General features: G+C 72.1%; 19 protein-coding genes. 8 read left to right on the top strand and 11 right to left on the bottom strand.

The window, feature by feature from the left end:
* On the bottom strand, positions 1 to 908 hold a 908-nt coding region (locus B1L11_RS27620; RefSeq protein ID WP_143737600.1), incomplete at its 3' end, for a serine/threonine-protein kinase.
* A 51-nt stretch (positions 909 to 959) separates the two neighbouring features.
* The gene (locus tag B1L11_RS27625) at positions 960 to 2,300 is read right to left on the bottom strand and encodes an FAD-binding oxidoreductase (protein WP_079317541.1); all 1,341 of its coding nucleotides are present in this window, start codon (positions 2,298 to 2,300) and stop codon (positions 960 to 962) included.
* A 197-nt stretch (positions 2,301 to 2,497) separates the two neighbouring features.
* Between B1L11_RS27625 and B1L11_RS27630 the strand changes: the two genes are divergently transcribed.
* Both B1L11_RS27630 and B1L11_RS27635 read left to right on the top strand, forming a co-directional pair.
* Positions 2,498 to 5,251, top strand: a complete 2,754-nt coding sequence (locus tag B1L11_RS27630; RefSeq protein WP_079317543.1) for an immune inhibitor A domain-containing protein — start codon at positions 2,498 to 2,500, stop codon at positions 5,249 to 5,251.
* Between the two features lie 118 nt (positions 5,252 to 5,369).
* Positions 5,370 to 6,299 (top strand): diacylglycerol kinase family protein, encoded by a 930-nt coding sequence (locus B1L11_RS27635; protein ID WP_079317614.1) that lies wholly within the window; start codon positions 5,370 to 5,372, stop codon positions 6,297 to 6,299.
* Positions 6,300 to 6,302: 3 nt separating this feature from the next.
* Here the strand turns inward: B1L11_RS27635 and B1L11_RS27640 are convergent, their stop codons facing one another.
* From B1L11_RS27640 to B1L11_RS27655, 4 genes are all read right to left on the bottom strand, one after another.
* Positions 6,303 to 7,184, bottom strand: a complete 882-nt coding sequence (locus tag B1L11_RS27640) for an SWIM zinc finger family protein (protein ID WP_079317554.1) — start codon at positions 7,182 to 7,184, stop codon at positions 6,303 to 6,305.
* The gene (locus tag B1L11_RS27645) at positions 7,185 to 9,989 is read right to left on the bottom strand and encodes a DEAD/DEAH box helicase (protein WP_256862940.1); all 2,805 of its coding nucleotides are present in this window, start codon (positions 9,987 to 9,989) and stop codon (positions 7,185 to 7,187) included. It lies immediately after the preceding gene.
* A gap of 716 nt (positions 9,990 to 10,705) precedes the next feature.
* Positions 10,706 to 11,266 carry a cysteine hydrolase family protein gene (locus B1L11_RS27650; protein WP_079317556.1) on the bottom strand — a complete coding sequence of 187 codons (561 nt, stop codon included), beginning with the start codon at positions 11,264 to 11,266 and terminating at the stop codon, positions 10,706 to 10,708.
* Positions 11,267 to 11,735: 469 nt separating this feature from the next.
* Positions 11,736 to 12,386, bottom strand: coding sequence for a TetR/AcrR family transcriptional regulator (locus B1L11_RS27655; RefSeq protein WP_079317558.1), 651 nt, complete (start codon positions 12,384 to 12,386; stop codon positions 11,736 to 11,738).
* A gap of 86 nt (positions 12,387 to 12,472) precedes the next feature.
* Here B1L11_RS27655 and B1L11_RS27660 point away from each other — a divergent pair, with 86 nt between their 5' ends.
* Positions 12,473 to 13,771: an FAD-dependent monooxygenase gene (locus B1L11_RS27660; protein ID WP_079317560.1), complete on the top strand. Its 1,299-nt coding sequence runs from the start codon at positions 12,473 to 12,475 to the stop codon at positions 13,769 to 13,771.
* Here B1L11_RS27660 and B1L11_RS27665 read toward each other — a convergent pair.
* The 3 genes from B1L11_RS27665 to B1L11_RS27675 are packed head-to-tail and all read right to left on the bottom strand — an operon-like array spanning position 13,731 to position 16,416.
* Positions 13,731 to 14,456, bottom strand: a complete 726-nt coding sequence (locus tag B1L11_RS27665; protein ID WP_256862941.1) for an FAD:protein FMN transferase — start codon at positions 14,454 to 14,456, stop codon at positions 13,731 to 13,733. The genes B1L11_RS27660 and B1L11_RS27665 overlap by 41 nt on opposite strands.
* Positions 14,453 to 15,022 (bottom strand): FMN-binding protein, encoded by a 570-nt coding sequence (locus tag B1L11_RS27670; RefSeq protein WP_079317562.1) that lies wholly within the window; start codon positions 15,020 to 15,022, stop codon positions 14,453 to 14,455. The genes B1L11_RS27665 and B1L11_RS27670 overlap by 4 nt, the downstream gene beginning before the upstream one ends.
* Positions 15,023 to 15,042: 20 nt before the next feature.
* Entirely contained in the window at positions 15,043 to 16,416 is a 1,374-nt protein-coding gene (locus tag B1L11_RS27675) for a ferric reductase-like transmembrane domain-containing protein (protein WP_079317564.1), read from the bottom strand.
* A 147-nt stretch (positions 16,417 to 16,563) separates the two neighbouring features.
* On the opposite strand from B1L11_RS27675, the gene B1L11_RS27680 reads away from it, so the two are divergent.
* From B1L11_RS27680 to B1L11_RS27700, 5 genes are all read left to right on the top strand, one after another.
* Complete coding sequence (locus B1L11_RS27680) at positions 16,564 to 17,292, top strand: response regulator transcription factor (protein WP_079317566.1); 729 nt, start codon at positions 16,564 to 16,566, stop codon at positions 17,290 to 17,292.
* Positions 17,289 to 18,803 carry a cell wall metabolism sensor histidine kinase WalK gene (locus tag B1L11_RS27685; protein ID WP_079317568.1) on the top strand — a complete coding sequence of 505 codons (1,515 nt, stop codon included), beginning with the start codon at positions 17,289 to 17,291 and terminating at the stop codon, positions 18,801 to 18,803. Before B1L11_RS27680 ends, B1L11_RS27685 begins: the two co-directional genes overlap by 4 nt.
* A gap of 59 nt (positions 18,804 to 18,862) precedes the next feature.
* Positions 18,863 to 20,377, top strand: a complete 1,515-nt coding sequence (locus B1L11_RS27690; RefSeq protein ID WP_143737602.1) for a bifunctional serine/threonine protein kinase/MFS transporter — start codon at positions 18,863 to 18,865, stop codon at positions 20,375 to 20,377.
* Between the two features lie 181 nt (positions 20,378 to 20,558).
* On the top strand, positions 20,559 to 21,278 hold the full coding sequence (locus B1L11_RS27695) for an MFS transporter (RefSeq protein WP_179155349.1): 720 nt from the start codon (positions 20,559 to 20,561) through the stop codon (positions 21,276 to 21,278).
* A gap of 91 nt (positions 21,279 to 21,369) precedes the next feature.
* On the top strand, positions 21,370 to 21,633 hold the full coding sequence (locus B1L11_RS27700) for a hypothetical protein (RefSeq protein ID WP_079317574.1): 264 nt from the start codon (positions 21,370 to 21,372) through the stop codon (positions 21,631 to 21,633).
* 125 nt (positions 21,634 to 21,758) lie between these two features.
* On the opposite strand, the gene B1L11_RS27705 is transcribed toward B1L11_RS27700, so the two are convergent.
* Positions 21,759 to 22,160 carry a cellulose binding domain-containing protein gene (locus B1L11_RS27705; RefSeq protein WP_079317576.1) on the bottom strand — a complete coding sequence of 134 codons (402 nt, stop codon included), beginning with the start codon at positions 22,158 to 22,160 and terminating at the stop codon, positions 21,759 to 21,761.
* A 100-nt stretch (positions 22,161 to 22,260) separates the two neighbouring features.
* Positions 22,261 to 24,585, bottom strand: coding sequence for a glycoside hydrolase family 9 protein (locus B1L11_RS27710; protein ID WP_079317618.1), 2,325 nt, complete (start codon positions 24,583 to 24,585; stop codon positions 22,261 to 22,263).
* Between the last annotated feature and the right edge of the window lie 153 nt (positions 24,586 to 24,738).

Here is a 24,738-nt window from a genome sequence, read left to right on the forward strand (position 1 = left end):
GGCCTGGCGGCCCGGGCTCGGGGGCCTGCGGTCCGGCGTGGGCGGTGCGGCGCGGGCGCCTGCGCTGCGGGTGCCTGCGCTGCGGCGGCGGGCCGTACGGGCACGGTGGGCTGCCCGGTGAGCCGCGCGACCACCGCCTCTGCCGAGGGACGCAGCGCGGGGTCCTTGGACAGGCAGGCGGCGACGATGTCCCGCAGGGGCGCCCCGAGGTCGCCGAGGTCGGGCTGCGCGTGCAGGATCCGGGTGATCACCGAGGGGATCGAGTCCGCTCCGAAGGCGGGCCTGCCGGTGGCGGCGAACACCATCGTGACGCCCCAGGCGAACATGTCGGCGGACGCGCCCGCCGTGCCGCCGGAGAGCACCTCGGGGGCCAGGTAGGCGGGCGTGCCGATGGACGCGCCGGTCGCGGTGGACTGGGGCGAGTCGGGCGCCCTGGCCACCCCGAAGTCGATGACGACCGGGCCCTCGGGGCCCATCAGGACGTTGGCCGGCTTGAAGTCGCGGTGGGTGATCCCCGCCCGGTGGATGGCGGCCAGCGCCGTCGCCGTACTGATGGCGAGCCGTTCGAGCGCGGCGCCCCGGCGCGGCCCCTCCCGGTCCACGAGCTGCCGCAGCGACGGCCCGGGCACGAACTCGCTGACGATGAACGGCTGGTTGCCGGCGAGGTCGGCGTACAGGACGGGGGCCGTGCAGAAGGGCGCGACCCGCTGCGCCAGCGCGACCTCGCGCAGGAACCGCTCCCGTGCCTCGGGATCGGCCGTCAGCCGGGTGTGCAGCAACTTGACCGCGACCTGCTCGCCCGCCGGGCCGCGCCCGAGGAAGACGACCCCCTGGCCGCCCTCACCGAGCCGGTCGACGAGCGTGAACGGGCCCAGGCGGTCGGGATCCCCAGCCTCTAACGCCACCATCGCCCCCGATTACCCCTGCAACCTGACAATGGCACCAAACGCTACCAGTGGTCAGATCGCCTTACCGGGGTTGAGGATGTTCAGCGGGTCGAACACCTGCTTGATGCCCTGGTGCAGTTCGGCGGCCACCGGGCCGGTCTCCAGGCCGAGCCAGCGCTTCTTCAGCAGGCCGACACCGTGTTCGCCGGTGAGCGTCCCGCCGAGGTCGAGCGCGGCGCGGAAGACCTCGTCGGCCGCGGTCCAGACCTCCTCCGGCGGCTCGGCGAGGCCCCGGTCGAACACGAACACCGGGTGCACGTTGCCGTCCCCCGCGTGGGCGACCGTCGCGATCATCACGCCGTGCCGGGCCGCCACCTCCTCGATCGTGGTGATCATCTCGGGGAGGACCGAGCGGGGCACGCACACGTCCTCCACCAGGCACTGGCCCAGCCGCTCCTTGGCCTGGTAGGCCAGGCGCCTGATGCCGATGAGCTCGGCGGCCTCCTCCGGCGTGGACGAGACCGCGACGAATGACGCGGCTCCACACAAGGCGGCCATCTCGTCCGCCGAGCCCTCGGCCTGGGCGATGAGCATCGCCCTGGTGGAGGGCTCCAGCCCGATGTTCTTCCAGTCGTCGATGGCCTGCAGGGTCGTGCGGTCCATCAGTTCGAGCATCGACGGCTGGCAGCCCGCGGCGACGATCGCCGACACGGCCGCCGCGGCGTCGCGCAGCGAGGTGAACTCGGCGGCGACCGTGGCCAGCTCGCGCGGCGCCCGCCGCAGCCGCACCGTCGCGGCCGTGATCACGCCGAGCGTGCCCTCCGAGCCGACGAACAGGCCGGTCAGGTCGTAGCCGGTCACGCCCTTCATGGTCCGGCGGCCGGTGTTCAGCACCCGCCCGTCGGCCAGCACGACCTCCAGGCCCAGCGCCGAGTCGCGGGTCACGCCGTACTTCACGCACCGCAGGCCGCCCGCGTTGGTCGCCAGGTTGCCGCCGATGGTCGAGATCTCGTACGACGAGGGGTCGGGGGCGTACATCAGGCCGTGCTCGCGGGCCGCCCGGTCGAGGTCGGCGGTGATGACGCCGGGCTCCACGACCGCGATCTCGTCCTGCGGCGACAGCTCGCGGATCGCGGTCATCCGCGCGAGGGACAGCACGACGCAGCCGTCCACGGCCGTCGCCCCGCCGGCGAGCCCGGTGCCCGCGCCGCGCGGGACCACCGGCACGCGGTGCTCGCTCGCCCAGCGCATCGTGGCCACGACGTCGTCGCGCGACTGCGCGAGCACCACGCCGAGCGGCCTGCCCGGCGGCACGAACGTGCGGTCCCTGGCGTACGAGTCGACGACGTCGGGATCGGTGAGGACTCGCCCGTCCGGCAGCGCCGCGGCGAGCGCGGAGGTCAGCTCGGTCACGATTGGACTTTACGGCACGGTTCGGTATCGGGTGCCATCCGGAATTATTAACGGTTTTCGGTACAGATCACATTTTGACAACCATGCCGGATGCCTCTTTACCCGCCCTTTACCCCCTCGTTTAAGGTCCCGCATGCGCGCTCATCCCGGCGCGCCGTGCATGGGTGTCCGGGGAACCCGGACGGGAAGGGATCTCGTTGTCCAGAAGAATCCGGCGTCTCGCCGCGATCGTGCCCGCGCTCGGGCTGGCGGCAGGAGGTCTGGCCGCGGCCGGTGCGGCTGCGGCTCCCACGGCGGGCTACCAGCCCTCCGCCAAGGACCACTACATCAACTACGCGCCGCCGCGCGTGCAGGGCGACTTCACCACGACCGAGGAGAAGGTCCCGGCCAAGGGCGCCAAGCGCACCGCGGCCCTGGCGCAGGCCGTCGACCACAAGTTCGCGAGCGGCAACCCGGTCGCGGCGCGGGTGCTGGCCAAGCACGAGAAGCAGGCGATCAGGACCGGGAAGAACCCCTTCGACTTCATCTACAAGAAGGCGAACACGACCAGGACCGCCAAGCTCCTCACGCTGCTGGTCGAGTTCAACGACCAGGCCAACGACGACTTCTCCGGCTGGTCGCACCCGAAGACGATCGACGACGTCGACGACTGCGTGACCGAGCCGCCGGGCACCAAGCTGAACGGCCCGCTGCACAACAAGATCCCCAACCCCGCCACGCCGGCGGTGGGGGCGAAGGACAACAACTCCATGTGGGTGGCCGACTTCAACACGGCCCACTACAACAACATGCTCTACACCTCCAAGGGGATCACCACCCGGGTCCGCCCGGACCTGACCGACCCCCGGGACGGCAAGAAGGGCATCGACATCTCCGGCTCCACCATGAAGAACATGTACGAGGAGATGTCGAAGGGCGCCTACACCGTCACCGGTGAGGCCGTCGGCTGGATCAAGGTCCCGCACTCCGAGGCCTGGTACGGCGCGGGCAAGTGCCACACCTACCCGCAGGACATGACCGGCCACCCGGACAACCCGCGCGGCGCCGCCCAGCTCGCGGTCGACGCGGTCGACGCGCTCGTGAAGTCGAACCCGAACTTCCCGTGGGCCGACTACGACGTGGAGGACACCTCCGACGCCGACGGCGACGGCAACTACGACGAGCCGGACGGCGTCGTCGACCACCTCGTGCTGATCCACGCCGGCGAGGACAAGTCGGGCGGCGGCGGCGCCGAGGGCACGATGGCCCTGTGGGCCCACTCCAGCGACGTGGCCGGCGGCTACACGGTGCCGGGCACCAACGTGAAGATCTCCAACTACATCCTCCAGCCCGAGGACGCCGGGGTGGGCGTGTTCGCCCACGAGTACGGCCACGACCTCGGCCTGCCGGACCTGTACGACACCACCGGCGCCGGCGACTCCGACGTCGACTTCTGGGACCTGATGTCGAGCGGCTCGCACTCCGGGCCGATCTTCCAGTCCCTGCCCACCCACATGGGCCTGTGGGACAAGTGGGTGCTCGGCTGGGCCAACCCGAAGATCATCGAGCCGGGCGGCAAGAACGAGCTCGTGGCGGTCGGCCAGACCTCGCGTACGCCGAAGGGCACCGAGGACGGCGTCCGGATCAACCTGCCGGACAAGCTGAACATCATGTCCACCCCGCACAGCGGGTCGAACCTGTGGTGGTCCAACAGCGACCAGGACTGGGCCGACAACAAGCTGAGCAGGACCGTCGACGTCCCGGCCGGACCGGACGCGAAGTTCTGGTGGTGGAGCGACTGGGGCATCGAGGCCGACTGGGACTTCGGCTTCTTCGAGATCTCCGCCGACGGCGGCGCCACCTGGACCGAGCAGAAGATCTACAACGAGGACGGCAGCCTCGCCAGCACCGGCGACGACTACACCGACCCCAACGGCCGCCTGAAGGACTACGGCAACAAGAAGTACGGCCTCACCGGTGAGAGCGGCGGCTGGCACCACCTGTACGTCGACCTCGCGCCGTTCGCGGGCAAGTCCGTCCAGATCCGCCTGCGCTACGCCACGGACGCGGCGTCCGTGCAGCGCGGCTGGTTCAACGACGACTTCTCGCTGAACAACGGCGCCACCGCGGTGTGGACCGACGACGTCGAGGGCGGCGCCAACGGCTGGACGGCCACCAAGGGCACGTTCACCGACACCAGCGGCGCCGGCTGGGTCATCCACTCCGGTCAGGAGCAGGCGGCGCAGTACTACCTGGCCGAGTGGCGCAACTTCGACGGGTTCGACAAGGGCCTGCAGTACGCCTACGACACGACCTGGCTGCGCGACGGCGCCTGGAAGGTCGAGAAGGTCAAGTACAACGCCCCCGGCCTGCTCGTGTGGTACCGCGACACCTCCGTGGCCAACAACGACGTCTCGGGCCGCACGTTCGACCTGCCGTCGGTGGGCCCGAAGGGCGAGCTCCTCATCGTGGACTCGCACTTCGACCCGCTGCGCCGTACGGGCGAGGCGGCGGCGCACGACCCGAGCACGCTGAAGAACCTGCAGTCCCGTCCGCAGTCGTCCAACGCGGCGTTCAACTTCGTCGGCACCTACCCGTTCAAGGAGTGCATCGAGGGCGAGCCGTTCACCGAGTACTGCACCTCGTTCGGCAAGCAGGCCGCGGTGACGTCGTTCACGGACGCCAAGGGCTGGTACCCCGGCCTGGAGGTCCGCGACGGCAGCCTCTACTACCGCCAGCGTGACTCCTCGGCCGTCGTCCCGTCCAAGGACAACCAGCCGTACTCGACCCGGATCGTCCACGCGGACGGCACCCCGGCGACGGAGCTGTACGGCACCGACATCGGCGGCGCGATCCTCGGCACCGGCAACCCCGGCGACGAGGGCAAGCAGCTCGGCGTGCAGATCAAGCTGATCAGCCCGCTGCCGGCCAACATGGGCGCGATCGTCCAGATCACCCCCGCCAAGAAGTAACCACCTCTCAGGTGGTGCCCGTGCCCGGCCGCCGTCCGCTCCGGACGGCAGCCGGGCACACTCATGTCCGCCTTCCGCGGACTGCGCGCCCGCGCCCGGCGGCCCCTAGCATGTGAGCGTGCGGAGCAAGGCGGATCACACGGCGGCCGTCCACCGGGAGCGGAAGGCCGCCGTCGTCGTGAACACGAAGTCCCGGCGAGGCCGCCGCCACTACGCAGAGGTGCTGCGGCTGCTGAAGGAGCGGGACTTCCGGCTCACCGGCGTCCACCCGGTGACCGACCCCTCGCGGCTGCGCGACATCCTGACCCGCGCGCTCGACTCCGGCCCCGACCTGCTCGTGGTCGGCGGCGGCGACGGCACGCTGAGCAGCTCGGTCAAGCACGTGGCCGGCCGCGACGTCGCCCTCGGCGTGCTGCCGCTCGGCACCACCAACAACTTCGCCCGCAGCCTCGGGCTGCCGCTCGACCTGGCCGGGGCGATCGGCGTGTTCACCGAGGGCAAGGTGGCCGACATCGACCTCGGCGTCTGCGGCGACCGGCCCTTCGCCAACCTCGCGAGCTTCGGCGTCTCGGTCGAGGTGGCGGGCACCGTCAAGCCGTGGCTCAAGCGGATGCTCGGCCGGGCGGCCTACCCGTTGACCGCGCTCACGATCCTGCCGAGGCACCGGCCGTTCCGCGCCTACATCACGGTGGACGGCAAGCGTCACGAGCTGCTGACCCACCAGCTCAACATCGCCAACGGCCGCTTCCACGGCGGCTGGCAGATCGCCAGGGACGTCAGCATCGACAACCGCAAGCTGGTGGCCTACCAGCTCGGCTCCGGTAAGCGGCTGCGCCTGCTCGGGGAGACCCTCGTACGGGCGACCACCGGCAGGTGGACCAGCCTCGCGGGCGGGCCGTTCGTGACCGGCCAGGAGATGCTGCTGGAGACCGACCCGCCGATGGCGGCCGACATCGACGGCGAGGTGCGGTTGCGCACGCCGCTCGTGCTCAGGACCATCCCGAACGGCGTCCGCGTGATGGTTCCGCAGAGCTTCGAGGACACCTGATCCCTACTCGGCCCCCTCGTTCTCCCGGGACCCCTCGTTCTCCTGAGCCGCGAGGGTCCGGTACGCGGGCCGCAGCAGGTCGAGCAGCGGGATGTGCCTGGCCTTGACCTGCGGCGGGTCCAGCGCGCGCAGCAGCAGGTCGGGAGGCGACCCGGGATCGGCCGGCGGGCCGAGGCGGGCCGGTGAGGCGCCGGACTCGTAGAAGTCGCCGGCCCGCTCGGCGAACGGGACGTCGGCCACGTCGAGCAGTCCGGGCATCCCGCCACCTCCCGGCTCACCCGAAGTCCGCCCGCCGCCGGTGGCGCGGAGGGCGTCGAGCAGCGCCTCCCTGCCCATGCCCCGCCAGGCCAGCACCAGGAACGGATCGTCGTCGAACGCCTCGGCCAGCAGGTAGAGCACGGCCGACAGGTGCTTGCACGGGAAGCCCCAGTCGGGGCAGGAGCAGGCCATGTCCAGGCCGCGCTCGCCGGGGAACAGCGGCAGCCCGCACCCGGAGAAGACCTCCTCGATCTCCTGCGGCATCTCCCCGGCGAGCAGCTTGGCGCGGTGGAGGGCCTGCGCGGCCAGCGCCTCGACCAGCCCCGCCCACTCGTCCGCGCCGTACGCCGTGATCCGCACGCTCACGTCGTACGGATCCGGGCGCGAGCCCTGCACCCGGGCCTTCACCAGGCCGGGACCGAGGTCGAGGTCGAGCACCTGGCCCCGCCGCGCGTACGCGCGCCCCCGGGTCAGCCGGCCCGCGTCGCAGACGTGCTCCAGGATGTCGATGAAGCGTCGCGACCACCACCGCTCGCCGATGGACCCCCGCTTCGAGCGCGCCTTGATGCCGCCCTCGACCCTGATGGGCCGCGCGGCCTCGAACCAGCCGTCCCGCCCGACCGGCATTCAGCTCACCGCCTCGGGGGACAGGCGGAACAGCTCGCGCAGCTCCGCCGTGGACAGCCCGGCGATCCAGTCCTCGCCCGTCCCGACGACGCTCTCGGCCAGGGCCTGCTTGCGCTCGATCATCTCGTCGATCCGCTCCTCCAGGGTCCCCGCGCAGATGAACTTCCTGACCTGCACGTTGCGGGTCTGCCCGATGCGGAACGCCCGGTCGGTGGCCTGGTTCTCCACGGCCGGGTTCCACCACCGGTCCACATGCACGACGTGACCGGCGGCGGTGAGGTTGAGCCCGGTGCCGGCGGCCTTGAGCGACAGCAGGAAGATCATCGGCTCGTCCTCGGTCTGGAACCGCTCCACCAGCGCGTCACGCGTCTTCTTCGGCAGCCCGCCGTGCAGCCACAGCACCGGGCGGTCGAGACGCGCCGCCAGGTAGGGCTGCAGCATCGAGCCGAACTCGGCGTACTGCGTGAAGACCAGGGCCTTGTCGCCCTCGCTGAGGATCTCCTCGGCCAGCTCCTCCAGCCGCGCCAGCTTCCCCGACCGGCCGGTCAGCCGGGAGCCGTCCTTGAGCAGGTGCGCGGGGTGGTTGCAGACCTGCTTGAGCCTGGTCATCGCCGCCAGGACGTTCCCCCGCCGCTCGATGCCCTCGCTGCCGGCGATCCTGTCCATCATGTCCTCGACCACCGCCTGGTAGAGGCTCGCCTGCTCGGGGGTGAGCGTGCACCAGACCTTCATCTCCATCTTGTCCGGCAGGTCGGAGATGATCGTCTTGTCGGTCTTGAGGCGCCGGAGCACGAACGGGCCCGTGGCCCGCTTGAGCGCGGCGGTCGCCGTCTCGTCGCCCCGCCGTTCGATCGGCTCCTGATAGCGGTCGCGGAAGGCCCTCGCCGATCCGAGCAGGCCGGGGTTGCAGAACTCCATGATCGACCACAGCTCGGCCAGATGGTTCTCGACCGGGGTGCCGGTCAGCGCCAGCCTCGTCCGCGCCGGCAGCGAGCGCACCGCCTGGGCCTGCCGGGCGGCGGCGTTCTTGACGGCCTGGGCCTCGTCGCAGACGACCCGGGCCCAGGTGAACCCGGCCAGGGCGTCGCGGTCGCGCAACGCCGTGCCGTACGTCGTGAGGACGAGGTCGGCCGCGGCGACCCGCTCGGCCAGTTCCTCGCCGCGCAGGCGGCTCGTGCCGTGATGGAGGTAGACGTCCAGCGAGGGCGCGAAGCGGGCGGCCTCCTTTTGCCAGTTGCTGAGCAGCGACATCGGGCACACCAGCAGCGTCGCCCCTACCTGCTCTCCTTGCTCGCGTTCGCGGAGAAGAAGGGACAATGTCTGAAGAGTCTTACCAAGTCCCATGTCGTCGGCAAGAATGCCGCCTAGTCCGATTTGGGACATGAAGCTGAGCCAGGCAAGACCGCGTTCCTGGTAGGGCCGCAGCGTGCCGTGGAAGGCGGCCGGGGTCGCGACGGGTTCGAGACGGCGGTCGGCCTCGCCGGACAGCAGGTCGCCGAGCAGGCCGTCGGCGTCCACCTCCACGAGCGGAAGCTCGTCGTCCCCGCCGTGGACCACCTCCTGGATGACCTCGCCGATCGTCATCTGACCGGAACCGCGGCGCTCCACCGCCTTCAGCGCGGCCCCGAGCTGCCGGGCGTCCAGCTCGACCCACTGCCCGCGCAGCCGGACCAGCGGCACCTTGAGCCGGGCCAGCTCGGCCAGCTCCGCCTCGCTGATCGTCTCGTCGCCGACGGCCAGCTCGGCCCGGAAGTCCACGAGCTGCGCCAGCCCGAACCCCTGGTCGGCGGCGGCGCCCGGCCCGGAGCGGGACCGCGCGGTGAGCTTCAGGCCGAGCCGGGCGCGGCCCGCCCACGCGGGCAGCTGCACGCCGAATCCGGCCGACTGGAGGAGGGGCGCGGCGTGCCGGAGGAAGTGGAAGGCCCCCTCCACGTCGAGGGCGACGTGCGCCGGCCGGGCCTCCCGGAGCGCGTCGTCGATCCTCGGGTAGAGACGGGCCGCCCGGCCCAGGCCGGCGAGCAGCGTCTCGTCCGGCCGCCCGGGCAGGCCGGGCACGGTCTCGCCCGCCCAGACGAGGGGAGCGGGCACGTAGAGGCTCGGGTCCTCGGCCGACTGGAGGGCGAACTCGACCCGCCACGCCCCTGCGCCCGCGTCGGCGTCCATGCGTGGTGCGGTATCCGCTCGGGCCGCGGCGTCGGCTGCCACCCCCGGGCTCGCGGTCGTCTCCTGGCCCGGCTGCTCGTCGGCCAGGAGGGGCTCGACGAGGCGGAAGCACACCTTGACCGGGCCGTCGAGCTGGTGGGCCGCCCTGAACCAGTCCTCCAGCGGCCGGGCCAGCGCCTCCGCCTCCTCCCGGCGTGCGCCGGGAAGGGCCGCCGTGTCCCCGGTGAGCGCCACCGTCCACCGGTCGGCCAGGGGGCTGCGCTGCCCGGGGCGGTGCCCGCCGAGCAGGCGTTCCGGCAGCGCCTGCCGTACGGCGGCGTCGGTCAGGCCCGCAAGCGCCTCGATCAGCACATGGGCGGACGGCCGCTCCTCGCCCACGGCCCGGCAGACCGGCGGCATGGCGGCGGCGAGCTCGCGGACGCGGTCGGCGTGCGCGCCGGTCAGCACCGGCCGCCAGCGCGCCGCGTAGCCGCCGTCCTCGGCGACGAGCTGGGGCAGCACCCGGCCGCGCCGCACCAGGTCGCGGGCGTGGGCGGCGACGATCGCGAGATAACGCAGGGACGGCCCGGCGGCGGGTGGCGGCTCGAACGCCCCCGTCAGCAGCCGCAGCGCGGGCCCCGGCTCGACCAGCAACGCGGGCACCCGCCACGGACTGATCCTCGGGCGGCGCGCGGTGATCCGCAGGCCGGTCTCCGGCGAGGAAGGGGACTCGCCGCCGAACTCGGCAGCAGCAGCACCGCCTCGCCGACACGGCCTTGCCCGCCGCCTCTGCCGCGGCGTCCCCCCAGCGCGGCAGTTCGGCGGCGAGGGTGCTCGCGGGAGCGGCGAAGGGGTGGGGACGGGCCCCGTCCCGCGAGGCCCGCCCGTCCCGTGACGCCGTTCGGTCCTGCGGTGCGGTGAAGGTGTCCGGGGCGGCCCTGTCCCGCGCCCGAGCCGGGGAGGGGTGCGGCTGCGAGCCGCCGGTCTCCTCCGCCCAGAGCACGAGTCTCCCGCCGTTCCAGGCGACATGGATCACGAGCACGCCGTTTCCTTCACTCTGAGTGCGAGCCGCCTACCGTCGCCGGCCGCGTGAATCACGAGCAGGCCGTCTCCCTCTGCCAATTCGGAACGCTAGCAGCGGAAACGGGGCTCCCGATCCGCTCCCGTCGGCACCTGTGGACGACGCCCCGTCGCCTGGCCGGAGCGGGACGGCGTCAGGCGCCGCGGCCCCGCTCGGGGTGCCCCGTGAAGCCGACCATTGTCGCCGGCCGTCGCCGGCGATCGTCGCGGCATCATCGGGTCCTGCTCGAAGCCATCCCGTCGGGCGGCGCGACGTACGGCGCGAACAGCTGGGCGGCGAGCTGGCGCACGCGGCCGGGTCACAGGCGGGCGATCCACTCCTGGCCCGTGAGCACGTCAGCACCCCTGGCCGGGAAGACGCGGTTGATCAGGAAGTCGTGCACGTCCGGCTCCCCGTCGGCGCAAGCGTCGCTGAGCACGGTCACGTGGTAGTCGCGGTCGGAGGCGTCGTAGAGGGTGGCGGCGATCATCGCTCCGGTGGCGACACCGGTCAGCACGATCGAGTCGATGTGCTGAGCGCGCAGGAGCCGATCGAGGTCGCTCGCCGCGAAGGCGCTGGCCCGGCGCTTGAGAACGACGGCCTCATCCGGCAACGGCTTGATACGCGGGTGCACGAGCGTCTCGGGGGAATCTTCGTGGAACAGCGTCCCCGCCCCGTGCAGGTCGCTGATCAACCGGTTTCCCGCTGCAACATCAAGGCCTGAGGCCCGCAGCCCGAAACGGATGAAGATCACTGGGATTCCGGCGGCTCTGGCCGCAGAGACAACCTTGTCCACAACGGGCAGCACGGCGGCGGCGAAGGGGTAGTTGTCCACGATGCCCGCCTGCATGTCGCCGACGATGAGTGCGGTGGTGGTCATGCGGTTTCCTTGTCTGTACGGCACGCCGACGGCCATCCTCCACGACCGTACCCTTGGGGCTGTTGTCGTTGATCTGGTACGACGATAGTGGGACAGATTCCTCATAAGGGCCATCGGCCGCGGCATAGGCGGCTTGGGCGCAGGCCGTGCTGTCAGGCTCTATCCACCACCGGTCCCTGACCCGCTCAAACCACGATGGCACGAGTGCCGAGCATCGCCCCGCCCTCCCGGCCCATAACGATCTGCCCCGACACCAGAGCCTGCCATGGGGCCTCCACTGTGAGGGTCTCGGGATCGATGGCGTGGGCGAGCTCAGCAGGAGGCCCCCCGAGGTGGGACCACACTCAGATCTCATTCGGCACCGACAAGGATCTCGCGGATTCGCGATCTTCGCGCCAGACCCTGCTTGCAGGCCCGGTCGTCCAGAGCGCCGGCATCCCCTTCCTGAGGGCTCGTCATCGCCCGGGCGTCACTCGGTGGGCGGGAGCCGTACGGCGGTGTAGCGGCGCAGGTCGTCGCCGTCGAGCGGAGTTCCGGGGAGGGGTGATCCCCGGTCGGCGCGCAGGCCGTCCAGCATGATCTCCACCACGCGTGCCATGGCCGGCTCGCCGGGCAGGGCCGGTGGCGTGTAGACGTTCAGGGTCATCAGGACGGCGATGTCGCCGGGGCCGACGTCGGCGCGCAGCGCGCCGTCCGCCTGCGCCCGTTCGATCATCCGCAGGACGGCGGCGATCACCCGCTGCCGCATCTCGTGCAGGTCGGGGCCGACGCGCATCCGCTGATGCAGGTGCGGTTCGAGCTTCGCCGGCAGCACGCCCAGCCGCAGCGCGACCGAGCCGCGCAGGAAACGGCACAGCGCGTGCCAGGCGTCCGGCTCCTCGCGCCAGGCCGTCTCCGCCAGGTCCACCAGGCGGCGCAGGCTCTCCTCGCCGACCGCCCGGAGCAACGCGTCCCGGTCCGGGAAGCGGCGGTAGAGCGTGCCGACGCCCACGCCGGCCCGGCGGGCGACCTCCTCCAGCGGCACGTCGACGCCCTGCTCCAGAAACAGTTCCTGGGCCGCGGCGACGATCAGGTCCCGGTTGCGGCGCGCGTCGGCGCGCAGCCCCTTCTCCACTGCCACCTCTCTTCGAGCGGGATCTGGACGATTTTCCTCCGGTTAGGATACCGTCGTTATGCGGAGGAAAACCTTCCGGTTAGGGGTATGTCATGAGCAGAGTGCTGATCTCGGGGGCCGGGATCGCGGGGCCGACGCTGGCCTACTGGCTGGCCGGGCACGGATTCCGGGTCACGGTCGTGGAACGCGGGGGAAAGCCGCGGTCCAGCGGCAACCCGGTGGACGTCAGGGGACCCGCCGTCCCGGTCGTGAAACGGATGGGCGTCCTGCCCCGGCTGCGCCAAGCCGCCACCGGCACGACGGGGGTCAGCTTCGTCGACGCGGCGGGCAGGCGGGTCGGCCGGATGGACATGCGCGCCGTGCAGCGGCCGGACGAGGTCGAGGTGCCGCGCGGCGACCTCGCGTCGATCCTGTACGAGGCGAGCCGCGACCGCGCCGAGTTCCTCTTCGACGACTCCATCACGGCGCTCGGCCAGGACGAGCACGGGGTGGACGTCACCTTCGAGAGCGCCGCACCCCGCCGCTTCGACCTGGTGATCGGAGCCGACGGCCTGCACTCGGTGACGCGGCGCCTGACGTTCCACCGGGAGACGGGGACGCCGCAGAGCGGGCTCGTGCGCCACATGGGCCTGTACGTCGCGACCACGCCGCTGGCGGACGGGGCGGCCGGAGCGGGCCGGGACGTTGTCATGCACAACACGCCCGGCAAGGCGATCGCCGTCAATCCCAAGCCCGCGGTCGCGTTCTTCCTCTACCGGAGCCCCGAGAAGCCCGGCTTCGACCACCGCGACAGCGAGCAGCACAAGCGGATGCTGATCGACGCCTTCGCGGACGTGTCCTGGCGGGCGCCGGAACTGCTCGAACACGTACGCGCCGCCGACGACCTCTACTTCGACTCGGTCAGCCAGGTGCGCCTGCCGCGGTGGTGGAAGGGCCGTGTCGCGCTCCTCGGCGACGCCGCCTCGTGCGTGTCGCTGTTCGGGGACGGTTCCACCCTGGCCATGGCGGGGGCGTTCACCCTCGCCGAGGCACTGGCCGCCCACCCTGGCGATCCCGGCGCGGCCTTCCGCGCGTACGAGGCCGCGCACCGGCGCCTGGTGGACCCCAAGCAGCGCAACGTCGCGCAGGCGTCGGCACTCCTTGTCCCCGCGACGCGAGGCGGCATCCTCGCCCGGAACCTGGCCACCCGCCTGTGGCCGCCGTGGCCGCCGCCACGCGGCTCAAGCACGCTCTCGCATGGTGAGCGAGGGCAAGAGCGAGGCGTGGTGAGCGAGGGCATGGGGTCGGCGGCGGGCCCGGCCGGCCACACAGGCCCAGCCGCCACCGGCGCCGAACCCGCGGGTCGTCCCCTCAGAGGCCGGACGTCCGCCAGGTGGCGCCGGCGGCGGTGACGGCGAAGGCCTCGTAGCCGTCCAGCTCCTCCACCCACTCCCGGCGGCGCCGCCCATGGCGAAGGCGCCGGTGGCGTGACGCGTCGGCCAGGGCGAGGTCCGGCCCGATCACCGTCACCGAGGCCAGCTCGGTCGCGGGCCTGCCGGTGTGGGGGTCGATGACGTGCGCTCCGCGCTCCGCCGTGCCCGAGGTGGCGACGGCGAGGTCGTTGCCCGACACCACGGCGGCCAGGTGTCCCGGGCGGAGCGGGTGGGCGACGCCGACCCGCCAGGAGCGGCCGGGGCCCGCCGAGCCGGACAGCCGCACGTCCCCGCCGCCGTTCACGCAGTGGTCCGGCACGCCCGCCTCGCGCAGCATGGCGGAGGCCCGTTCGACCGCCCATCCCTTGACGATGGCCGAAGGGTCGAGCCGGCCTCCGGGGTAGGCGGTGAAGTATCCGTGGGACCGGTCGCTCACCGATTCGCACATGCGGAGGATGTCGGCCACCTCCGGCGGGCAGTCGGCCGGCGTGATCTCGCCCCGGCCCAGCCGGCTGACCGGGCTGTCCGGCTTGTAGGTCGAGAAGACCTCGTCGACGTGGTGCAGCCACGCCACCGCCTCCGCGACACATGGTGCGGCGTCGTCCTGGTGACGTACGTCGAAGGAGAAGACGGTGCCCATCACGTGCTCGACGTGGCGGGTCACAGGCCGGCCTTGTCGAGCGCGCTCTGCAGGGAGCGGATGTACCCGTCGCTGGTGTAGGTGGCGCCGGAGACCGTGTCGATCTGGGCGGACTGCGCCGACAGCGCCTCCTCGTTGAGGATCGGGAGCGCCTCGTTGTTGATCTCAAGGTCGCGGCGGTTGTTCGCGGGAGCCACCGGCACCTTGATCCCGGCCAGCTTCCCGCCGGAGATCACGATCTGCACCTGCACGGGGCCCCAGCGGGTGTCGGCGGAGTCGCCGGTGACGGTCTTCTCGCCGCTGGTGGCGCCCGCGGTGGCGCCCTGCCCGGTCCACGCCGACCCGGAACCGGAGGAATCCGGGGAGCCCCCGCCGAAGCGGTCCCCATTCCCGTCGCCGAACTCGTCGTGGTCGTGGCCGAAGAATCCGTCGCCCGGCCCCTGCCCGCCCTGAACGCTGTCGCCGGAGTCCCCGCCCTGGGTGACGGCGGCCGGACGCTCGGCCAGCGGGGTCACCTCGTGCGGTTTGAACGACAGCAGCAGCACGAGACCGACGGCGGTCGCGAGCACGGCCAGTATGGCTCTGCGCATGGAACTCCCATCCAGGGCGATCAGAACTCGAACGATTCGTGGTGGATACGGCGCTTCGGCACCCCGGCGGCCCGCAGGGCGACGGTGACGGCGCTCGTCATCTCGGCCGGCCCGCAGACGTACGCCTCGTGGCCGGGCAGGTCGGGCACCAGCCCGGCGAGCGTCGCGGGCGTGAACGGGTCGCCGATCACGGCCCGGGGGCCGACGCAGTAGTGCAGGGTCGCGCCGCGCGCGGTGGCGATCTCCTCGAGCTCGGCGCGGAACACCAGGTCCCGTTCGCCCCGGGCACGGTAGAGGAGGGTCAGGTCGCCGGGGGCGGCCGGCACCGACTCGAACAGCGCGCGCAGCGGCGTGATGCCGACGCCGCCCGCGACGAGCAGCACCTTGCGCGCCCGGCGCCCGCTCGCGGTGAACGCGCCGTACGGCCCCTCGGCGAGCACCCGGGTGCCGGGCCGCAGGCCGGCCAGAGAGCGGCTCTGGTCGCCCAGGTCCTTCACCGTGATCCGCATCTCGCTCGCGCCGGGCGGGGCGGACAGCGAGTACGGGTTGGGGGACCACCACAGGTCCCTGGTCAGGAACCGCCAGCGGAAGAACTGGCCGGGCTCGGCCCGCAGCCGGTCCAGGCGCCGCCCGGTGACGTACACGGAGACGACCCCCGGAGCCTCCGGCACCACCCGGGAGACCCTCAGGCGGTGCCGTACGGCCAGCCGCACGGGCGTGAGGAAGCGATACCACACGATCAGCGCCGCGACCCCCCAGTAGAGGACGTACCAGGACGTGCGGGCGACCGGGGCCACGGCGAACTCCGCGCCCGTGGCGAGCTGGTGCCCGAAGGCCAGCCACGCCGCCAGATAGGTGTAGAAGTGCAGGTGGAACCAGGTCTCGTAGCGCAGCTTCGGGCGGATCCTCCGAGCGGAGACGACACCGACGCCCACCAGGAGCAGCAGTGCGACGGTGGCCTTGAGCACGTCGGGATAGGTGAGGTTGAGCGTCACCGTCTCGCTCACCACGTCGGTGCGGTCGGTCAGCGCGTAGCCCCAGATGATCAGCAGCATGTGCGCCACCGCCAGGCCCACGACGTAGCGGCCGCCCATCGAGTGCCACCGGGCGAGCCGGTCGGACCCGACACCGCGTTCCAGCGCCGGGACCCGGGCCATCAGCGCCAGCAGCACGGCGATCGCGTATCCGGCGAGCAGCCCGGTGATGCGCCCCGCGTTCGTCAGCCAGTCGTCGAAGCCCGCGACGCTGGGCGTGTTCGCCCACCACATGCCGATGACCGCGACCACGCCCGCGGCGATGAGCGCCAGGACGACCTCGGGCCGGGCGCGCGCGCTCCGTCGCGGCGGATGCGCGTGCCCGGTCGTCACCGCGGTCCCCGGGAAAGTGGTGGTCACGGATGTCCTCGTCGTCATCACGCGACCCACCGTGCCAACCGAACCTCTTGTTTTCCTATGAACCGGGACGATTGCGGACCATTCATAGGATTCTCTGAGGCGGCTCACAGGGTAGGCCCGGTGAGCGGGGAGGACCCTGTAACCATCATGCGTAAGACTTCGAACGACCAGCCCGGTCTGGTCCGCCCCGACGGAAACCCCGTACGCGTCCTCGTGGTCGACGACGAACCGGACCTCGTCGAGGTCCTCGCCGCAGTGCTGAAGTACGAGGGATGGGAGGTGCGCACGGCTGGCGACGGGACGTCGGCCGTGCAGGAGGCACGGGAGTTCCAGCCCGACGCGGTGCTGCTGGACGTGATGCTGCCCGACTTCGACGGGCTGGAGGTGCTGCGCCGCCTGCGTGCCGAGGCCCCGGACGTGTGCGTGCTGTTCCTGACCGCGCGTGACGCGGTGGAGGACCGCATCGCGGGCATCACGGCGGGCGGGGACGACTACGTGACCAAACCGTTCAGCCTGGAGGAGGTGCTCGCCCGGCTGCGCGGGCTGCTGCGCCGCGCCGGCATGGCGCGCAGCGCCGAGGGCGACCGGCTGGTGGTGGGCGACCTGATGATGGACGAGGACGCCCGCGAGGTGACCCGGGACGGGGAGCTGGTCGAGCTCACGCCGACCGAGTTCGAGTTGCTGCGCTTCCTCATGCGCAACCCCCGGCGTGTGCTGAGCAAGGCGCAGATCCTCGACCGCGTCTGGTCGTACGACTTCGGCGGGCAGGCGCACGTGGTCGAGCTGTACATCAGCTACCTGCGCAAGAAGATCGACGCCGGCCGCAGGCCGCTGATCCACACGGTGCGGGGCGTGGGATACGTCCTGCGGCCGTGACCGTTCCGCCGCGCCTGGCCGCGCCGCGCCGGCGCCGCCTCCTTCGCCTGGTGCCCACGACGCTGCGGGCCCGCCTGGTGGTGGGCACGCTGGTGCTGCTCGTGCTCGCCTGCGCCGCGGCCGGAGCGGCCTCGTCCCTCCTGCTCGAACGGTTCATGGTCGAACGGCTGGACCAGCAGCTGTCCGTGACGGCCGGGCGGTTCGCGGCGAGCCTGGTCCACGAGGAGCACGAGCACGGGTATCCGCGCAATCCGTACGGCGAGCGCGGGGACTCGCGCGGGCAGGCGACCGGCACGCTGGGCGCGTTCGTCCGGGACGGCGAGGTGGGCGCCGCGGTGGTGGGCCGGGCCGACCCGGTCCTGTCGGCCGCGGACCGGAAGGCGCTGGCGGCCGTCCCGGCCGACGGGCTCGGGCACCCGGTGGAACTGTCCTCGGGCGGCCTCGGCGACTACCGGGTGACGGGCGTCCGCGATCCCGACGGGGATCTGCTCGTCACCGGCCTGCCGCTGGACGACGTGCACGCCACCGTGCGGCGCCTGCAGATCGCCGAGATCGGGGTGTTCGCCGTCGTCGTACTCGTGACCGGGATCGCCGGGGCCGTCTGGGTGAGGCTGTCGCTGCGCCCGCTCGACCGGGTCGCGGCCACGGCCCGGCGCGTGGCCCGCCTGCCGCTCGCCGACGGCGAGGTGGCGCTGCCCGAGGGGGTGCCCGACGAGGACCCCCGCACCGAGATCGGCCAGGTGGGGGAGGCCTTCAACCGCATGCTCGGTCACGTGGGCCGGGCCCTCGCCCACCGCCACGCCAGCGAGCAGCGGATGCGCACCTTCGCCGCCGACGCCAGCCACGAACTGCGCACCCCGCTCGCCACCGTCCGCGCCCACGTCCAGCTCGCCCGGCGCGACGAGGAGGCCGTCCCCGGCGCCGTACGGCACGCCCTGGAGCGCATCGACGCCGAGTCGGCCCGCATGGGCACGCTCGTGGACGACCTGCTGCTGCTGACCCGGCTCGACGCCGGCCGCCCGCTGGCGCGCGAGGAGGTCGACCTGACCCGCCTGGCCATCGACGCCACCGGCGACGCCCGCGCCTACGGGCCCGACCACCGCTGGAGACTCGACCTGCCCGAGGAGCCGGTCACGGTGCCCGGCGACCCCGACCGGCTCCACCAGGTGGTGGCCAACCTGCTGGGCAACGCCCGTGCGCACACCCCGCCCGGCACGACCGTGACCGTGGCCTTGCGTGTGCCCGGCCCGGACAAGGCGGAGCTGACCGTGACCGACGACGGCCCCGGCATCCCCGGGGACCTGCAGGGCGAGATCTTCGAACGGTTCGTCCGCGCGGACAAGGCCCGCACCCGGGCCTTGGGCGGCAGCGGCCTTGGGCTCGCGATCGTCAAGGCGGTGGTGGCCGCGCACGGCGGCACCGTCGACGTCGAGAGTCGTCCCGGCCGTACGGCGTTCCGCGTGGTGCTGCCCGCCGGCCCTGTGGAGTCGGGCAAAGAGCTTCTCGATTGATCCGGACCGTGATGATCGGTTCCGGTAGTGTCGCCCCCGTCCGATACGGGGAGAGGGACATGGCGGGGTTACGGGCGCTTCGTACCGACGATCCGCGGCAGGTGGGCCTCTACCGGCTGGTCGGCCTGCTCGGCGAGGGCGGCCAGGGGACCGTCTACCAGGGCCTGGCCCCGAGCGGTGAGCCGGTGGCGGTGAAACTGCTGCACGCGCGGTTCGCCGGCGACGACCGGGCGCGTGCCCGGTTCGCGGCCGAGCTGGACCACGCGCGCAGGGTCGCGGCGTTCTGCACGGCCCGGGTGCTGGACGCCGACGTGGCGGGGGATCGTCCCTACATCGTCAGCGAGTTCGTGGCGGGGCCGTCGCTGGCTGAGGTGATCGCCTCGGGCGGGCCGGTGCGGGGCAGCGGGCTGGAGCGGCTGGCGATCGCGACGGTGACCGCGCTGGCGGCGATCCACGAGGCCGGCGTGGTGCACAGGGATTTCAAGCCGGGCAACGTGATCATGGGCGCGGACGGGCCGCGGGTGATCGACTTCGGGATCGCGCGGGCGCTGGACGCCACCGGCACCATGTCCAGCGTGGTCGTGGGCACCCCCGCCTACATGGCGCCCGAGCAGATCGCGGGGCAGGCGGTCGGTCCTGCCGCCGACGTCTTCGCCTGGGCCTGCACGATGGCCTACGCCGCGAATGGGGCCACCCCGTTCGGGCAGGACTCCATCCCTGCGGTCATGCATCGCATCCTGCACGCCGACCCCGACCTGGGCCCCCTCGACGGCGCACTGACCGGCCCGTTGCGCGAGATCCTCACCGCCTGCCTGGCCAAGGACCCCGGCCGCCGCCCCTCCGCCCGGCAGATCCTGCTGAGCCTCCTCGGCGCCGGCCATCCCGCCGACACCCTGCTCGAAGAAGGCGCCCGCGCCGCCGCCCGCTCCGGTCCCGCCGCCACGCCGCCGCCGTACGACGGGACGCGGCCCTCCGATGTCCCGCCGCCGCGCACGCTGCCGCCGTCCTCCGCGTCCCCGGCCGCCGCCGGCCCGCGGCCTCCCGCCGGCCGGGTACGCGGCGCGCCGCCGATGATCGTCGCGGCGGTGCTGGCGCTGGGCGGGTTCACGATGCTTCTGGACGGCACCATGATGGGAACGGCCCTGCCCACGATCTGGAGGGACTTGGGGGGGTCGTACGAGGGCGCGCAATGGGTGATCACCGCCTACCTGCCGGCCTCGACGATGATCATTCCCGTCACGGGATGGCTGGCTCAGCGGTTCGGGGCGAAGGCGGTGTGGATCACCGCGCTCGTCCTGTCGTTGGCCGGCTCGGTCCTGTGCGGGCTGGCCTGGTCGCTCGGCGCCCTCATCGCCTTCCGGGTGCTGCAGGGACTCGGCGCCGGAATGATCCTCCCGCTGAGCCGCATCCTCGCCGTGGAGGTCGCCGGCCGCGAACGGCTCGGCCGGGCCATGGCCCTGATCGCGGCGGCCGTGCAGGTGGCGCCCATCGCCGGCCCGCCGTCGCGGGAGTGGTCGTCGACGTGCTGTCGTGGCGGTGGATCTCCCTGCTCGGCGTCCCCCTGCTGCTGCTGACGAGCCTTCTGTCCGCCGTGATCCCCTCCTCGGCACCCGACCCGGCGGCCACCGGGCGGATCGACATGGGCGGGCTGATCTGCCTGAGCGGCGGGCTGACCGCGGTCGTCTTCGGATTGAGTCAGGTCGGCGGGCCCGCCTCGGTCGCCACGCTCCAGGTCGCACTCCCCCTGACGGCAGGGTGGGGCTGCTCGCTGCCTACGCGGGGTGGGCGGCCAGGTCCACCAGGCCGCGGGTGGTGGACGTGCGCCTGTTCCGCGACCGCGCGTTCGCCGCCTCGGCCTCCGCGTCGCTGCTCCACCACTTCGTCTTCGCGGCGGCGTTCTTGGTGCCGCTGTACCTCCAGACCGCAGGCGGCCTGTCGGCGTTGCAGGCCGGGTGGATCTTCGCCGCACAGGGGGTGGGCACGCTCGTCGCGGTGCTCCCGGCCGGCTGGCTCGCCGACGTCTCCCGCAACGCGCGCCTGCCGGTCCTCGCCGGCCTCGCCCTGGTCGCGGCCGGCACGCTTCCCTTCGCCCTCGCCCCGGCGCCCTCGGATCTGACGCTGATGCTGGTCGCGGCACTGTTCGTCCGGGGCGTCGGGCTCGCGTTCGTGGGCACGCCCCTGATGGCGAGTCTCTACCAGTCGCTGCCGGATGCGCAGGTTCCGGCGGCGACGACGGCGAACGCCATGGGCCTGCAGTTCGGCGGCGCCGCGGGGACGGCGATGACGGCGGTGGTGCTGGGGTGGTTCGCCGTCTCCGGCACCTGGAGTTCGGGATACCGCCCGGCGTTCTGGGTGACGCTGGTGGTCGTCGCGCTCACCGTGGTCCCCGTCTTGTTCCTGCCGGCGCGCGGCCCCGCCGGACGGGCTCCTGACCTCGACCGCAATCCAAAGGGTGCTGTCGAGGGGGTGCTGTGAAACAAATGTTGCATATGAGGAATACTTAGTCGTTGGGGGGGCAGGGGGGTCTTTCTGAGCGGAGGTCCCTCCGCGACAAGAGAGGTGTGCAATGACCGCGACCGCTACCGAGCGCCGCACTGCTGACGGGCTTACCCACCCATGGCCGGATGACCGCTACGAGGTCAGGTGCGACAGGGAGAGCCCGTTCACCGGTAGCCGTGACCGTTACCACTACGCCAAGAACGCCGTGGAGTCGGCGAAGGCACTGGAGAGAGCGGGACTGGCCCGCCGCGTTGTGGTCGTCAGGCTGGCGGACGAGACCGTCATCTACGACCGTGTCGGCGACGTGAACCTGCCTCCCGAGGCGTGGTGATCCCGTAAGTCACGACGTGACATGTCCGGTCGCGTCCCGTTCGTATAACGCAAGACGACGATCCCCCGGGAGTGTGTCCCGGGGGATCGTCTTGTAGGCGTGGCTGGTTGCCGCCGCGCGGGGTGTCAGACGGGCGTGCAGGTGATGCTGGGAGCTCTGTCGCCGCGCCCGCTGGTCATGAGGCCGAAGGCGGTCGAGCCGCCCATCGGAATGTCGCCGTTGTAGCTCTCGTTGCCGAACGCGTAGATGCCCGGCAGGCCGATCACAGGAAGCGACACGGCTCCCCCTACCTGGGTGACGACGGTGCCGTCGGTGTATCGCAACGACACGCGCCAGCCCTTGATCGCCGACGACCCGCTGTTGCGCACGGTCACCTGTGCGATCGCGCCGTGGCTCTGCGAACCGCCCCACACGGTGGTGATCGTGTAGGTCGCCGTGCAGCCGATCGAGTCCGCGGCCGCAGGGGCGGCCGTGAGCCCCGCGGCCGCCAGGACCAGGGCCGCCGTGGCGATCGTCTTCCTGATCATCGATCTCACCCTTTCTCGGCGCTGACGTGGATGCCCGCCTTCCCCGGAGAGGGGTCCGTCCGGGGAAGGCGGGCGACTCGGGCGAGCCCGGGAGCGCGGGCTACGCGGGGGTGCAGGTGACGGTCGAGGGAGCGGTGCCCGAGCCGGTGCCGGTGAAGCCGAAGCTCGTGGTGGCGCCGGGGCTCAGGCTGCCGTTCCAGGACAGGTTCTTCACCGTGACGTTCGACCCGCTCTGGCTGACGGTGCCGCTCCACAACTGGGAGACGGTCTGGCCGTTCGGGAACGACCAGGCCACCGTCCAGCCGGAGACGGCCGAGGTGCCGGAGTTGCGTACGGTGACGTCCGCCTGGAAGCCGCCCTGCCACGAGTTGGTGACCTTGTACGTCGCGGTGCAGGCCTTGCCCGTCACCGGCGACGGGCTGGGCGACGGCGAGGCCGACGGGCTGGCCGAGGGCGACGGGGACGCGGACGGCGAGACCGAGGGGCTGGGCGAGGGGGACGGCTCGGTCCCGGGCGCGTTGCCCCAGATCTTGGTCGATCCCGAGTACAGCGTCATGTTCTGCACCGTCACCGGCGTGGACGGCGTAGTGGACACCCCGGTGTACGACCAGTCGTTCGACGGGTCCCACGCACCCGAGCTGGCGATGCGGAACTGCACCTCACGCCGCGACTCCGACTGTCCCTGCGGGGCGATGACCTGGCCGGAGCAGTCGATCGTGACGTAGTAGACCTTGCCGGAGAACTGCGTGGGCCCGGTCGGCGGCTTGCACTGGTTGTAGTTGGCCGTCAGCGTGATCTGGCTCGGCGTGGTGTCGCCGTCGAGGGTGAAGTAGTAGCGGAACGACCCGTCGGTCAGCGCGCGGGCGGGCCAGGCCGAGTGGTTGTAGACCAGCGTCTTGATCTCGGTGAAGTTCTGGCCGGTGGCGTTGAGCGCCGCCTGGAGGTAGATCTCCGGGCCGTCGGGGGTCTCCGCGACCGGGAAGTTCGCCAGCGGCGTGCCGCCGTACTCCTTGTACAGCCGCACGAGCGCGCTGGTGAAGCCGGCGTTGTAGTCGGTGGCGACCTCGTTCATCGTGTAGTCGGCCCGGCTGTCGGTGTAGGCGTCGTCGGCCGACTTGGGGCCGCCGACCAGCGCGCCGTACAGGATGTGCCGGCTCTGCTCCGGCTCGCCGTTCAGGTTGTTGGTCCAGGTGCCGTGCGCGGTGCGGTGGTGCGGGTTGCGCGGCGGGTTGGTGCCGAAGCCGATCTCGTACGACGACTTGCGCGGGTTGTCGCCGAGCGCGTAGTTGATCTGCCGCACGGCGAAGTCGTGGTAGCGGGCCTTGCGGGTGGCGTCGGTCAGCCAGTCGCTGTAGTAGAGCGCGACGAACGCGGTGTTGGCGGCGTAGCGGAGCGAGCCCCACGAGTCGAGCACGGCCTGGCCGCCGGGGGAGTAGTTCACCCTCTGCCCGTTCACGCCGACCGTCCACCAGTCGAGCCACCGGTTCGCGTCGTCGGCGTACTGCTGCTTGCCGGTCAGCTTGGCCAGCAGGGCGTAGCAGCCGTACGACTTGTCGTCCCAGGCGATCGTCCACTTGTACGACTTGGTGGTCGACTGCGGCTCGGTGCCGAGGTTGGCGTAGTACGACTCGGCCTTGGCGAGGTAGGAGGAGTCCTGGGTGGCGCGGTAGAGCCAGATGGCGCCCCACACCAGCTCGTCGTTGTAGCCGCTCCAGGACTTGTAGAAGTTGGCCGCGTCGGTGATGCAGTCGCTGTACTTGCCCCGCACGGTGTCGGCGAACGTGTACAGCTGCTTGGCGTGGGTGAGGAGCTTGTCGGCGTACGCCGGGTCGGTGGGCCGGAAGACGATCGAGGAGGCCGCCATCGCGGCCGCCGTCTCACCGGCCAGGTCGGATCCGCCGCACGAGGAGTCGATCTTGTACGAGGGCCTGCTCATCGGCAGCACCTCGGCCGCCCCCCACCAGGCGTGGTCGGCGTTGCCGCTGCCGACCTGGCCGTACAGCACGTTGGGGGAGGGGTGCGCCTTGACGAAGTAGTCGTTGACGAAGCGCAGGCTGTTCAGCAGGTAGGTGAGCTGCCCGGACGAGGCGTAGGCGTCGCGGTAGTCCACCGCGCCCCACGCGAGCATCGTCGCGCTGAACGCCATCGGCAGGCCGAACTTGACGTGGTCGCCGGCGTCGTACCAGCCGCCGGTCAGGTCCAGACCGGCGTCCTTGCCGTCGTTCAGCGCCGAGTCGCCGCGCCAGGTGACGCGGTTGGTGGACGGCAGCGTGCCGGACTGCTGGGCCTCGTAGAAGAAGAGCGACTTCTGCAACGCCTCGCCGTAGTTGAACGCCGGGGCCGCGGAAGCCGACTGCGGGACAGCGGCCGGGACGACCGCCGTGGAGATGATCAGCGCCGCCAGTGCAGGGAACGTACGCCGCATGAAGGTGTGCCTCACATAGGTGGGGGGTCGGGGGCGCGGCGGCGGGTCGAGGCGCCGCCGCGCCCCGGCTTACTCGGTCGTGTCCTGCCGGGACACTTCCTGGGGGTGCGGTGAAGGGTCAGGCGACACCGCACCCCGGCTTACGGGGCGTGC

It is taken from the genome of Microbispora sp. GKU 823, assembly GCF_002027145.1.
GTDB classification, from domain to species: Bacteria; Actinomycetota; Actinomycetes; order Streptosporangiales; family Streptosporangiaceae; genus Microbispora; species Microbispora siamensis.

Bases quoted from the DNA above. Each gene is read 5' to 3' on its own strand.
- B1L11_RS27640 (WP_079317554.1), bottom strand. From the start codon at position 7,184: ATGCCGGTCGGGCGGGACGGCTGGTTCGAGGCCGCGCGGCCCATCAGG.
- B1L11_RS27650 (WP_079317556.1), bottom strand. From the start codon at position 11,266: ATGACCACCACCGCACTCATCGTCGGCGACATGCAGGCGGGCATCGTG.
- B1L11_RS27660 (WP_079317560.1), top strand. From the start codon at position 12,473: ATGAGCAGAGTGCTGATCTCGGGGGCCGGGATCGCGGGGCCGACGCTG.
- B1L11_RS27670 (WP_079317562.1), bottom strand. From the start codon at position 15,022: ATGCGCAGAGCCATACTGGCCGTGCTCGCGACCGCCGTCGGTCTCGTG.
- B1L11_RS27680 (WP_079317566.1), top strand. From the start codon at position 16,564: ATGCGTAAGACTTCGAACGACCAGCCCGGTCTGGTCCGCCCCGACGGA.
- B1L11_RS27690 (WP_143737602.1), top strand. From the start codon at position 18,863: ATGGCGGGGTTACGGGCGCTTCGTACCGACGATCCGCGGCAGGTGGGC.
- B1L11_RS27700 (WP_079317574.1), top strand. From the start codon at position 21,370: ATGACCGCGACCGCTACCGAGCGCCGCACTGCTGACGGGCTTACCCAC.
- B1L11_RS27705 (WP_079317576.1), bottom strand. From the start codon at position 22,160: ATGATCAGGAAGACGATCGCCACGGCGGCCCTGGTCCTGGCGGCCGCG.
- B1L11_RS27710 (WP_079317618.1), bottom strand. From the start codon at position 24,585: ATGCGGCGTACGTTCCCTGCACTGGCGGCGCTGATCATCTCCACGGCG.